Source organism: Leptospira ainazelensis, from assembly GCF_016918785.1.
In the GTDB taxonomy this organism is placed as follows: Bacteria; Spirochaetota; Leptospiria; order Leptospirales; family Leptospiraceae; genus Leptospira; species Leptospira ainazelensis.
On the sequence record NZ_JAFFPT010000009.1, the window covers coordinates 183910 to 195582 of the forward strand.

Consider the following 11673-nt stretch of genomic DNA (forward strand, 5'->3'; position numbering starts at 1 on the left):
AAAATCATGAAAAAATACATTCTAATTTTCTTAATCATTCCGATCCTTTTCTGTCAAAAAGATAAGGATGAGCACGACAAAGATCAAACGACTCGTCTTCTTGCTAGCGCTTTTAACGAAACAAAAGCCGACTGCGTCTATTGTACGGACACACAAGCCTTTCAGGGAAATTGTACCTGTTTTACACAGATTCCGGTTTGGAGTTGCCAAGGTTATTCCCAAGGACGCCAGAAATCAAATTCGGTCAAAGTATCCTGCGAGGACTTGACATCCAAAGGGCTCTGGACCAATACCAAGCCGGAAGGGGAAGAAAGTTCGGAAACTGCAGAACCTGTTCCGCCCAAAACTTGCACTTACTTAACCTGCCCGCCTGAGGCTTACAGAGCCGCCTTTACACCGGACGGACTTTAAAAAAAATCACAAACAGGAAATCTCATATCGGAAACGATTCGAAGAATATTCCTGTTTTTTAATATTCTTTCACCGATCCCTGCCGGATCGATTTTTTATTTTCCGAAAAAATTAGCAATCGAGAGTTTTGACCAGGTCTCGATGAAATCGGTTTTCGAGGGGACAAAGAGGGAAGCTCCTTGATCGGTCTCAAGTCCTTGATTGCTTTGAGCGGCGTGACCGTGGTCATCGGTTTTACGGGACCTCCTTGCGAGTTCTGAGTAAATAGGATACATTCTCCCTCTCGATCCCGAACCCATCCGTTTTGATACCAACCGAGACAGACCCCGGAAAAAGAATAAAGATATTCTTTTTCAAAATATGCGACCGGTCTTCCTGAGAAAGTATAGACGTTCACTCCGTCCTGAGAGTAAGCGACCGCCTTTCCTCCCTTATCGTAAAAATCCAGCTCGTCCATCGTATTCTCCTCCTTCGAAGGATATGCTTTGATTATCTTACCGAAATCGATTTTCGCAATTTATTTCCTTCGGATTCGATTGAAAAAGAATCGCCTTCTAAGATCGTTTTGTGCAAAAAAAGTTTTCTCGGAAACAGGACGTTTGTTGAAAATCGGTTCCCGAAAGATTCAAAATCGGCGCCATACCGGAATCAGGAAAACCTGTTTACAAATCCAAGCTGGATGAAGAAATGAAATCCGAATTTAAAACGGAGTGATGAAACGTTATGCCTTATGTAAACTTACAAGTCGCGGGCCTTCTGACGCGAAAACAGAAAGAGGAAATTGTTAAGGAATTTACGGAAACTCTCGAACGAGTTGCGGGAAAACCTCCGGAAGTGACCTACATCGTGATCGAAGAGGTATCCAAAGAAAATTGGGCTAAGGGCGGAAAACTCCTCGAATAAAAGTTCCGCCGGATTCTTCCTTGTGCCTAAAAGTATAATTTCCCAAATTTAATTTTTGATTTTTTTGTAAATTGCTCGATTTTTCCGAAATAAGGAGTTTGCGGCTTCAGTTCCGCGTCAAGATCAATGTCCACAATTCTATTCTCCATTTCAAAACTTGCGACGCTGGTTCTGTTCCCTCTTCCTTTGGTTCTGCTTGTTTTATTGATCGCTGGGCTCAGACTCAGACGATGGAAGGAAAAACTTTCGATTCTCTTACCGGTGCTTTTTCTCTGGATTCTCTCAACGAGCACGGTTTCACAAAAACTCATTCAGTCTTTGGAAATTTATTATCCGCCGATTTCGGTCGACGCGGTTCCGAAGGCGGACGTCATCTTAGTGTTAGGCGGAATGGTTTCCACTCTGAGTCGTCACGACGAACCCGTGGAACTCAACAATACGGCGGAAAGACTGACGGAAACGATTCGACTTTATCAGGCAAAAAAAGCGCCCCGTATTCTTTTTTCGGGAGGATCGGGAAATCTATTCTACCAGGAAGTTCCTGAATCCGAACCTGCAGGACGATTTTTAAGACAACTGGGAATTCCCGAATCTTCTTTGATCTTAGAATCCAAAAGCAGAAACACCGCAGAGAACGTGGCCTTTACGACGGAGTTGCTCAAGGAGAAAGGTTGGAAGTCCATCATCCTCGTGACTTCTTCCTTCCACATGAAACGATCCGTCGAAAACTTTCAGAACAAAGGAATCACAATCATTCCCTTCCCCACAGACTTTCGAGCTCAGAAGGCGGTTCTTACATTGGACAATTTTTTTCCATCCACATTCTGTCTCGAAAATTCAACGATCTCGATCAAGGAATGGATCGGAATTCTCGTTCAAAAGATTAAGAACTCTTGAAAGACCCTTGGTTCGGAGTAAAATAAGGATATTTCCACTTTTCTCCTTCCAATGTCTCGGTTTTTATGGTCTAAAACAGAAACTAGATCGGAACTTTTAACGATGAATATCAAATTTACGATCCTCGCCGGGATCATTCTTCTTTCCCTCGGCTCCATCGCTTACTTCTCTTCCAAGGAAACATCTTACACGCTTCTGGACGCTTCCGAACTCGCGGCTTCTCCCGCACGGTACCAAGACGATCTCCTCCGAGTGAGAGGTTTTGTGAAGTTGGGAACGGTAGTCCGTGAAGGAAAAACCGCAAAGTTTATCTTAGAATTCAACGATAAGGAGATTCCGGTTTTTTTCACCGGAGAAACTCTTCTTCCGGACGCGTTTAAAGAAGGCACAAGAGCGAGAGTCGACGGTTATATGAAGGACGGCGTTCTTGTTTCCGATCACGTGGAAGCGAAGTGCGCCTCCAAATACGAAGCCGATTATTCGGAAGAAAATAAATAAATCTCTGTCGCCTAAAAGCGAAAGGACAATGGACTCTTTGATATGAACGATTTCGGCGCGCTCTGCATTATAACCTCTTTCGCTATTCTTCTCTTTTCCATATTACAAACTTCTTATGGAATTTGGAAACAGGATCGGCAAGCGATCGAACTCGGAAGATATACATTGATGGCGAACTCGGCCGTGATTCTTCTCGCTTTTATCGTCCTTTTGGTTCAACTGTTTAGAACCGATCTCTCCAACTACTACGTTGTGATGCACTCCAACGAACACCTTCCCTTATTTTACAGACTCACAGGGATTTGGTCGGGTTCGTCCGGTTCTCTTCTTTTTTGGAATCTTTTACTTTCCATCTTTACGTTTATCGTTCTCTGGCAAACGAGAGAATTGATTAACGATAGAATTCCCGTGATGATTCTTACGTTAACCGTCATCTCTGCTTTCTTTTCTTATCTCGCGGTTTTTTACTCGGACGCACAACCCTTTCGCGAATTCCAACCCGCGGCGGTCGCGGGAAGAGGACTCAATCCTCTTTTGCAACACTGGGCGATGGTAATTCATCCTCCGATTCTTTACATCGGTTACGTGAGTTTTGCGATCCCGTTTTGTATCGCGACGTCGGCTCTGATCACGGGACATCTTTCGGAAAACTGGTTTCGTTTTGTGAGAAGATGGACGATTTTCTCCTGGTTCTTTCTTGGAACCGGAATTCTTCTCGGCTCGAAATGGGCGTATGAAGAATTGGGTTGGGGCGGTTATTGGGCCTGGGATCCGGTTGAAAACGCTTCTTTAATGCCTTGGCTTTTATCCACGGCGTTTCTTCATTCCATGATCATTCAAGAAAGAAGAGGAATGTTAAAGTTTTGGAATATGCTTTTGATCATCCTCGCTTTCCATTTCTGTTTATTGGGAACCTGGATCACACGAAGCGGAGTTTTAGAAGGCCCTCATAGTTTTTCCAAATCCACGATCGGAACCCCTTTTATCATTTTTATCGGAGTCAGTTTCGCGTTCTTCATCGGTTTTCTGATCTATCGAAGAGACGCGTTAAAGCCTGAAAGAAACCTGGAAGCGATGACTTCCAAAGAAGGAAGTTTTCTTTTTAACAATTTCCTTCTTGTGATCGCGACCCTCGCAATTCTTCTCGGAGTTTTTTCCCCTCTTCTTTATGGAAGAGAATTCAAAGCTCCTTGGTTCAACTCTTGGGGAGTTCCATCCGGGATTCTTCTGATCCTGCTGATGGGATCGGCTCCTCTTCTCGCTTGGAGAAAGGGCGCGGACAAAATTTTCTTTTCCACTCTCTTCAAACCGTTGTTAGTCGGAATCCTCGGAGCGGGGGCTTATATTCTTTTTTATACTCAGAATTTTACGATCAGCGATTACAGCCTCGGAGACGTACTCGGAGAAATTTATTCGGTGGTCGCGGTCGGACTCGGGATCTTTACGATCGCCGGAATCGCGCAGGAATATCACAGAGGAATCGTCGCAAGAAAAGCTACCTATCCTTCGGAAAATTATTTCTTCTCCGGATTCAGAATGCTTTTAAAAAACAAAAGAAGATACGGAGGATATCTCGTTCACTTGGCGATGGTGATTCTTTTTATCGGCTTTGCGGGGAACGCGTTCAAACAAAATACTTCTATTAAATTTTTCTACTTCTTAAACGCGCCTGAAAAAAACGAGATCGTTTATTCCAGTCAAGATACGGGAGTTTTAGGAAACTATCAGATCTCGGCGAGTACTCTCAAAATCAAACCTCTTGTAAACGGAGACGCGAAGAACGGTCTCAACATTCAGAACGTGATCGTTTCCCACGAAGCTACGTTTCAAGTAAAACGGCATCTGAAGGATTTTTCTACGATGGTGACTGAAAGAAGATTTTATCCCCAGATATCCCACCTCAGCGGGGACTTTGAAACTCACATTCCTACGAGCGAACCGGCAATCGCATCGACGCCCAAAGAAGATTTATACATACAGTTAGGCGCGATCGAACACGCGGATCTTTCGGATGAAAATCCCGATCTTCCTCTTCTGTTTATGAACTATCTTTTTACGAACGAAAATCAACCGGTTCGAAAACTTGAGAATTTCAATCGTTTCCCAAGACAGATCGTCGCCAACTTGGAAGTCTGGGTAAACCCGCTCGTAAAATTTATCTGGGCCGGTTCCCTGCTCTTTTTCTTTTCAGGACTTTTGATCCTTCTTCCCATAGGAGAATCCAGAAATTGAAAGCATCAGTTTACAAAATTCTAATATTATTTCCGATCTTCGTTTTATTCCCGTTTTACGGCCCGATCTTCGGAGATTCCACCTTTACCAATCTGAGCGAGCCGGAGCAGATCCGAACTTTTCACGAAGTCACTTCCAGGATTCGTTGTATTTGTATCCCGTCGATCACGATCAAGAGTTGTTCGTTTAACAATTGTACCGTCTCCGCAAAGCTCAAAATTTTCATAGAGAATCGAATCGCAAAAGGTGAAAGCGCGGACGTAATCGTAAACAAGATGGTTCATGGATTCGGTGAAGAGGCCTTGCAAGATCCGGTCGTTCAAAGATTTGTGGAGGCCGGGAACACAGGAATGGCCAACTCCGTCGTTTTCGGTTTTGGAGAAAATATTCTAGCGACTCCGGATTCTACTTGGATCAATTTGAGCTTGGGTCTTGCGGGAGTTCTCGGAATTCTTTTTATATTCTTTTTTATGAAACGTAAGAATCCAAACTTTTCCAAAAAAAACTCGCCGGAATCTCCAAAACAAGAAACTGAAGCTTTCAATCGATATCTTTCAGAAATACAGGAAAAACAAAAATAATGGATCTCCTACTCATTCCATTTTACATCCTCTTGGTCGGAATCGTTGTTCTTCCGTTTCTCTACGTCCGTTTTTCCATCGATCTCAAATCGACTGATGGAGAATCCGAAAAACTGGAACTGATCAATAGAAGAGAAGTCATTTTAGAAAACCTAAGGGACATTAAGATAGAATTCGATACCGGCAAACTGACAGACGGTGAATTTCAATTTATCTCCAAAGGAATCGTAAAAGACTTAGAAGAGTTTGACGAAAGGATAAGGACCATCGCTCAGAACATCCCGCAGCAAACACAAGCTACTCCGAGCTCGAATGAAATTCTTACAAAATACTGTCATGAATGCGGATTTAAGATAGAAATCTACGGAGCTAAATTTTGTCCAGCCTGCGGAACCAAACTGATCGTCTAAGAGGGATTATACGGAAAACGCTTGCCGTTTTCATAATATTCTTTTGTGTCATTTCGCTTGCGGATTGCAAGAGCAAAGATCTCAAACTCCAAGGAGACCTCGTTCGATTAAACGAACTTCCTTTTTACGGAGCCGGATTTTACGTTTCGGCTTCGAAGGTGGATAAAGAGGATCTGGAAGAACTTCGAAAAGATTTGAAAAACGAACTCGCTTCCCGAGCCCCGAAAGATAGAGTTGAAAGGTGGAAAGAAATTTCCGAACTCAACGGTTCGGAAGGGATCTATATCCTTTTCCAGATCGTCCCCGAAACGAGAGTTCTGCCCGAATTCTTAAATTTCCAATTTTTGTTAAACGACCAAACGTCCGAAAAAATTTGGCCTTATTATTTACAGACGCTGACTGCGAAGATTCGGAACTCCCGTTTTTCCGCACTTCCATCCTATGGCGCCGTCGCCCATCCTTACTACACGGTTCCGCCGGGGGTTTATCCGTCCGGAACGATCCTGTATGATTCCGATGTGACGACCGATGTCGAACATATCTATCGTTTTTTGATTCGTTTTCCTAAGAATGCGTTGAATACTAACCCTTCGGGTAAAAACTTTTTTCAAGCGACAACGCCCGCGAAGTCCATTCTTAAATTTGAATATTAGAATAAATCATTGCTCTTGGAATTTGGATCTTCGGTAAAGAACCGGCCTGGACATTTATTTTCCATAAAATGAAAATTTAGTTTTTCATAAAGAGGATTTGATCTGGAGAATATTTTAAGATCCCTTCCCAGTAAAACTTTCAAAGTAAGAAGCTGTTAGAAGATTCGAGTTTAAAAACTCGTCAAAGTCTTTCGGAATAGATTTATATTTTTGTAAAGAAGGAAATTCAGAAAAACCATTGTCGGAACTACGACAAGTGAGAAAATTCTATCTTGCTTTTGGTTTGTCTTTTTGATATGCCGAAATTGTCCAAAACTTCCCGAGAACCCGCCTCCTCCACCCTAGTTCAGCATATCCTTACCACAAGTTAAAAAGCTATTTAGAATGAAGAAGGATCCCAGTAAGATTTTTTGTAGGAGTTCCTACAAAGACAGGAGGAAGTTTTTTACTTGCAAAGATAAGGTTTTTGTGATAGAGCAAAATCTCCCGGAATTTTCCGCCACCCGCCCCTCCACCCAAAATTTCAGGGCGGGGCCGCGCGACTTTTTACGGAAAATCCGTCGGAACTACGACGATCACTCCACTTTCGAGGAAGTCGATTTTTTTGACCCGAAATATTGCCGATTCAATTCTTCTTCTACGTCTTCTTTTTTCCAAGTTGTATAATGAATTCCATAGAGCGTTTTAAGATAAGCCTCCACTACAAAAGAATAACGCAAATCTTCGGGAAATCTTTTCCTAAAATTCCCGCGTCCCAAAAACATAAAATCGAAAACGATCTCCCAACGTTCTCTGCTCCAAATTTCCTCTTCGCTTAACATTCGGATTTCATAATAAAACCGATCGAGTTCGGAACTTTCCAAAACGGAAACGGTTTCCTCGACGTATTCTTTATACCCCTTCGGCAAAAGTCTTATATAGTGACCGGGAAAACCTTTCCCGGGTAACCTCGCCAAAAACGGATCCGTGATTCCCAAAAGATCGATCCAGTGAATCTCCGGCCCGCCGTAATAGCCTGCTAAACCGACATTCGTCGTAACTCGAACCTCCTTGGCAACGAGGAAGACATTTTGTTCGGAATCGGATTCCTCTTTCCATGGGATTCTCCCGGAGGTCCGTCTTAAAAATTCTTCCGGATTTTTTTTTGAGATCTGGATCGCGTACTGAGCCCAAGGATGCGACTCTGGGGTAATTCCTTTCCACCAACTTTTTAAGGAAACGTTATCCTGATACGAAGCTCTTTCATCCACTACCCCTTTTTCGACCCGCACTTCCTGTCTCTGATAAAAATAACGAAACGGAGAGAACGGATGGATAAAAAAATAAACCGCGGTTCCGATTCCGAAAGTATATACTATTTTTCTAATGTATTTCGGATTTGTCCCAAGACGTTTAGACAAAAAAAGAATTTGGGAATAAAGAGAAACCACCAGACACGAGCCGAAAAATCTTCCGGCCATAAAATCTCCTCCAATCCAAAGAAGATAAAAAAATACGGGAAGAATCGCAAACGCTCCAAGCAAAAGAATTCTTTTTTCTTCCTCCGAAAGATTCCATTCCAAATTCTTAAATCGTTTTAGAATGATCTCGGAAAAAATCCAAAATAAATGCAGAAAAAAAATAAAACCCGCGATCGGATCCCATTTCAAACTGATCCTTATATAATTCCATCCCGCGATCATTCTTTCGGAAAGGGAAGAAATCACATTCGTCTTTGCATAAAACGTATTTGGAAAAATGGAACCGTAATACACGAGTGAAAATAGAAGAAAACAAAACCACGGTAATAACCCCAGAATTCCGTAGATTAAAAAAGGGAATTTCTCGTTTCTCGAAATTCTTAAAAAGAGAACGATCAAGGGAATCAACAAAAGAAGCGCCAGATCCAAACGAGTCAAAAGCAAAAGCGCCGTCAAAATTCCGAGCCACAGTCCGTCTTTTTTGGAAATTCTTTTTTCCGAACTCGGATATACGGAATCAATCCGAATAAAAAAAAGAAGTAACAAAAGATTGGAAAGCGGATTTTCCAATCCGGATGTATTATAATCTACGAATATTCGAGAGGAATAAAGAATGATAAAAAAAACAGCTATAATTCCGACCGAATTCTTAAACTTTGAAAAAGTATAAACCGAGACAAAAAGAAATAAGACCCCGCAGACATACGAGAGCAGATAAGCTGAAATCGAAATTTCCCGGACCAAAGCTTGGATCGGAAGGAGCAGAAACATCCAGAGCGGATGTGTGTAAACCTGAACTCTTTCCAACGGATTCCATCGAAGTCCAAAACCGTTTAAAAAATTATCCACAACTCGAAACGTGATAAACGAATCGTCCGAGAGCCAGGCGCTCTCATAAAAAAGAATCGTATAAAGGGGAATGAAAAATAAAAGAAGAAAGGATCGCCCGGAAATTCTTCTTACAAAAGCAATCCCCGGGAAATTCATTTTTTAAGAATGGCGTTTACGAAGTTCTTCCACGATGTCTTGTAAAGAAATTCCTTGTTCGACGAGCAAAACCTGCAAATGAAAAAGTAAATCCGCTGCTTCGTGTGTGAGTTCTTTTTTGTCCGAATTCTTGGCGGCGATGATGACCTCTCCGGCTTCTTCTCCTACTTTTTTAAGAATCCGATCCACTCCTCCGCGAAACAAATCGGCGGTATAAGATTTTTCAGGAAGTTCCTGTTTTCTTTTTTTAAGAATATTTTCCAACTGTAATAAAAATTCCATGAATCCAAGGCTTCCTTTGCGAAATCTCCCCCTAGTTTTCCCAGCCTCCGATTCTCCGACAACCGTATTTTTAAGCTTCCCCGGAAAGAAAACGCTGGCTAAAGCGTTCGCAAAACAGTCCGATGATAGAGAATGAAGAATCTATTTTTCCCAATCTGTATCCTTCTTATCGTTGTTTCCCATTCTTCTCTTGGCGCCGAAATCCAATGGGAAAAATCGGTGAAGACCGCCTTTGAAAAAGCAAAAGCAAACGGCAAACCTATCTTTATCGACGTCTATGCGGATTGGTGCGCTTACTGCAAAACTCTCAAAAAAGAAATCTATCCTAAAAAGGAAGTTCAAAACGAACTTTCCAAATTCGTGACTCTCTCTTTGGACGGCGACACGTTTCCAAATCTCAAAAGAAAATACGGAATCGTCGGTTATCCCTCGATGCTCTTCCTGGATCAGAACGGAAGTCTGATCGATAAAATCACCGGAATGCCGGATGCGAAGATGATTCTCAAATATTTGAAGAATGCTTACGCAAGAAGAAATCTCGAAAAAGAATATCTTGAAAAACTGACAAAGGATCCCGACGGAACTAAAACAAACTTTCAAGCCGGGGTCTATTATTTTGAGGCGAGAGAATACGCAAAGGCGATTCAGTTTTTTAAAAAGGCGATCGAATCCACCGATTCCAAAAACGGCGATAAAAAACACGACGCGCTCTACAACCTCGGGATTTCGTATCTTGAAGTGGGAAACTTTAAGGCTTCGGTGGAAACGTTTAATTCTTATCTCACGAAATATCCGAACGGGGACGCCGCTTCCGCCTTCTTCTTTCGAGGGAACGCTTACGAAGAATTAAACCGAAAAGAAGAAGCGAAGTCGGACTACAAAAAGGCCCTGGAACTCACGAGCGACCAGGAAGAAAAAAAGGATCTCCAACTCAGAATCGATTCGTTAAATTAGAATATTCTAATTTTCTAAAAAATAGGTTCCCCAATTCCGAACGTTTCCCGCCCCAAGCGTGACAAATTTGTCTCCGGGTTTTAAAAAACGGGAAAGTTCGGTTATACCTTCTTCTATTTCTTTGGATAGAATTTTCGCGGGATTTTTCATCGCATTCGCGATGAGTTTTGTCTCCACTCCTTCGATCGGATCCTCTCCCGCCGTATATATCGGCAAAAGATAAACAGTTTCTCCCGTATCCAGACTTTCGGCAAATTCCTTGTATAAATTCTGAGTTCTCGTATATCGATGCGGCTGAAACAGGATCACGGCCCTTCCGTCTTTTTTGAGACCCTCCATCGATTGAATGACGGCTTTGATTTCGGTCGGATGATGCCCGTAGTCGTCGTAGACTTCGATCCCGTTTTTACTTCCTAAATACTCCAATCTTCTGCTTACGCCCGAGTATTCCGGAATCTGTTCGACGAGTTTTTCCAAATCCGCCCCCGCCTCAAAACAGGCAAAAATCGCCGCAAGTGCGTTTTTGAGGTAGTGTTCACCGGGATACTTTAGAGAAAAAGAATATTCTTTTTCTCTAAAGTAGAAGGTTAAAACTCCGCCTTTGATCCGATAGAGCGCCGTGTTGGAATTCTGACTTCTTTCGTCCTTAAAAATCTCTTCCTTTCGCTCGGATGATGTCCTGGTAAATCCGAAAATTTTAGAATGATCTCCGAACAACGGAAGCGCGTCTGCGATCCCGATATCGTCCAGATTTACTATCAATTTCCTCGAAGCGCGTTCCATATAACGCGCAAACGCTTTGAGAAGATTCTCCCTCGTCTGATAGTAATCTAGATGATCCTCATCCACGTTTGTAAGAATTCGAACCTCCGCGTTGTGATTGTTGAAGGTCCCGTCGGATTCGTCGGACTCGAAAACGGCCCATTCTCCTCTCCCCCAAGAGCCGCCCCTTCCGTTTAAAAAAGCGACTTCTCCTCCCACCATCACCGAAGGGAAGAATCCGCATCGTTCCAAAAGAAAAGCCGTCATCGCCGTGGTAGTGGTTTTTCCATGAGAGCCCGCGACCGAAATTTGTTTTTTTTCGGACATCACTTGGTGGAGAAGTTCCGAACGATGTACGATCGAAATGCCCTTCTCACGAAATTTTTTGACTAAAGGATGAGAATCCAATCGGATCGCGGAAGAATAGATTGCAAGATCGTAATTTTCGGCTTCGAACGTCGAAGTTTTATCGAGAACCGTTGCTCCGTTTTGAATCAACTTTTCCACAACCGGAGAATGTTTTCCGTCGTAACCTCCGACCTTCATTCCTTTTTCCAAAAGAAGAAAGGCGAGCGAGGACATTCCCGATCCGCCGATTCCGAGAAAGAACGGTCTTTGAAAGGATTTCCAGTCGGCCTGCATC

Annotated in this window: 13 protein-coding genes; 9 read left to right on the plus strand and 4 right to left on the minus strand. The window is 42.7% G+C overall.

Going from position 1 to position 11673, the window contains the following annotated elements; translation table 11 throughout:
* The first annotated feature begins 6 nt into the window (after positions 1–6).
* Positions 7–411 carry a hypothetical protein gene (locus JWG44_RS02330; RefSeq protein ID WP_205273346.1) on the plus strand — a complete coding sequence of 135 codons (405 nt, stop codon included), beginning with the start codon at positions 7–9 and terminating at the stop codon, positions 409–411.
* Positions 412–469: 58 nt separating this feature from the next.
* On the opposite strand, the gene JWG44_RS02335 is transcribed toward JWG44_RS02330, so the two are convergent.
* Positions 470–868: a 4-fold beta flower protein gene (locus JWG44_RS02335; RefSeq protein ID WP_205273347.1), complete on the minus strand. Its 399-nt coding sequence runs from the start codon at positions 866–868 to the stop codon at positions 470–472.
* A 266-nt stretch (positions 869–1134) separates the two neighbouring features.
* Between JWG44_RS02335 and JWG44_RS02340 the strand changes: the two genes are divergently transcribed.
* From JWG44_RS02340 to JWG44_RS02370, 7 genes are all read left to right on the plus strand, one after another.
* Positions 1135–1314, plus strand: coding sequence for a tautomerase family protein (locus JWG44_RS02340; protein ID WP_205273348.1), 180 nt, complete (start codon positions 1135–1137; stop codon positions 1312–1314).
* Positions 1315–1440: 126 nt separating this feature from the next.
* Positions 1441–2211 carry a YdcF family protein gene (locus JWG44_RS02345; RefSeq protein ID WP_205273349.1) on the plus strand — a complete coding sequence of 257 codons (771 nt, stop codon included), beginning with the start codon at positions 1441–1443 and terminating at the stop codon, positions 2209–2211.
* A 102-nt stretch (positions 2212–2313) separates the two neighbouring features.
* Positions 2314–2709, plus strand: coding sequence for a cytochrome c maturation protein CcmE domain-containing protein (locus tag JWG44_RS02350; protein ID WP_205273350.1), 396 nt, complete (start codon positions 2314–2316; stop codon positions 2707–2709).
* 42 nt (positions 2710–2751) lie between these two features.
* Entirely contained in the window at positions 2752–4941 is a 2190-nt protein-coding gene (locus tag JWG44_RS02355; RefSeq protein ID WP_205273351.1) for a heme lyase CcmF/NrfE family subunit, read from the plus strand.
* Positions 4938–5522 (plus strand): cytochrome c-type biogenesis protein, encoded by a 585-nt coding sequence (locus JWG44_RS02360; RefSeq protein ID WP_205273352.1) that lies wholly within the window; start codon positions 4938–4940, stop codon positions 5520–5522. Before JWG44_RS02355 ends, JWG44_RS02360 begins: the two co-directional genes overlap by 4 nt.
* Positions 5522–5932, plus strand: coding sequence for a zinc ribbon domain-containing protein (locus JWG44_RS02365; protein ID WP_205273353.1), 411 nt, complete (start codon positions 5522–5524; stop codon positions 5930–5932). Before JWG44_RS02360 ends, JWG44_RS02365 begins: the two co-directional genes overlap by 1 nt.
* Positions 5933–5964: 32 nt before the next feature.
* Entirely contained in the window at positions 5965–6585 is a 621-nt protein-coding gene (locus JWG44_RS02370) for a hypothetical protein (RefSeq protein WP_332460767.1), read from the plus strand.
* Between the two features lie 575 nt (positions 6586–7160).
* Here the strand turns inward: JWG44_RS02370 and JWG44_RS02375 are convergent.
* A complete protein-coding gene (locus tag JWG44_RS02375) occupies positions 7161–9032 on the minus strand; it encodes a hypothetical protein (RefSeq protein WP_205273355.1) in 1872 nt (623 codons plus the stop codon).
* A gap of 3 nt (positions 9033–9035) precedes the next feature.
* Positions 9036–9314: a phosphoribosyl-ATP diphosphatase gene (hisE, locus tag JWG44_RS02380; protein ID WP_205273356.1), complete on the minus strand. Its 279-nt coding sequence runs from the start codon at positions 9312–9314 to the stop codon at positions 9036–9038.
* 132 nt (positions 9315–9446) lie between these two features.
* Here hisE and JWG44_RS02385 point away from each other — a divergent pair, with 132 nt between their 5' ends.
* The gene (locus JWG44_RS02385) at positions 9447–10268 is read left to right on the plus strand and encodes a tetratricopeptide repeat protein (protein WP_205273357.1); all 822 of its coding nucleotides are present in this window, start codon (positions 9447–9449) and stop codon (positions 10266–10268) included.
* A 6-nt stretch (positions 10269–10274) separates the two neighbouring features.
* Here JWG44_RS02385 and murC read toward each other — a convergent pair whose 3' ends face one another.
* A complete protein-coding gene (gene murC, locus JWG44_RS02390) occupies positions 10275–11672 on the minus strand; it encodes a UDP-N-acetylmuramate--L-alanine ligase (RefSeq protein WP_205273358.1) in 1398 nt (465 codons plus the stop codon).
* Between the last annotated feature and the right edge of the window lies 1 nt (position 11673).

Coding starts and splice junctions, on each gene's coding strand:
- JWG44_RS02330 (WP_205273346.1), top strand. CDS start 7: ATGAAAAAATACATTCTAATTTTCTTAATCATTCCGATCCTTTTCTGT.
- JWG44_RS02335 (WP_205273347.1), bottom strand. CDS start 868: ATGGACGAGCTGGATTTTTACGATAAGGGAGGAAAGGCGGTCGCTTAC.
- JWG44_RS02340 (WP_205273348.1), top strand. CDS start 1,135: ATGCCTTATGTAAACTTACAAGTCGCGGGCCTTCTGACGCGAAAACAG.
- JWG44_RS02345 (WP_205273349.1), top strand. CDS start 1,441: ATGTCCACAATTCTATTCTCCATTTCAAAACTTGCGACGCTGGTTCTG.
- JWG44_RS02350 (WP_205273350.1), top strand. CDS start 2,314: ATGAATATCAAATTTACGATCCTCGCCGGGATCATTCTTCTTTCCCTC.
- JWG44_RS02355 (WP_205273351.1), top strand. CDS start 2,752: ATGAACGATTTCGGCGCGCTCTGCATTATAACCTCTTTCGCTATTCTT.
- JWG44_RS02365 (WP_205273353.1), top strand. CDS start 5,522: ATGGATCTCCTACTCATTCCATTTTACATCCTCTTGGTCGGAATCGTT.
- JWG44_RS02375 (WP_205273355.1), bottom strand. CDS start 9,032: ATGAATTTCCCGGGGATTGCTTTTGTAAGAAGAATTTCCGGGCGATCC.
- hisE (WP_205273356.1), bottom strand. CDS start 9,314: ATGGAATTTTTATTACAGTTGGAAAATATTCTTAAAAAAAGAAAACAG.
- JWG44_RS02385 (WP_205273357.1), top strand. CDS start 9,447: ATGAAGAATCTATTTTTCCCAATCTGTATCCTTCTTATCGTTGTTTCC.
- murC (WP_205273358.1), bottom strand. CDS start 11,672: ATGCAGGCCGACTGGAAATCCTTTCAAAGACCGTTCTTTCTCGGAATC.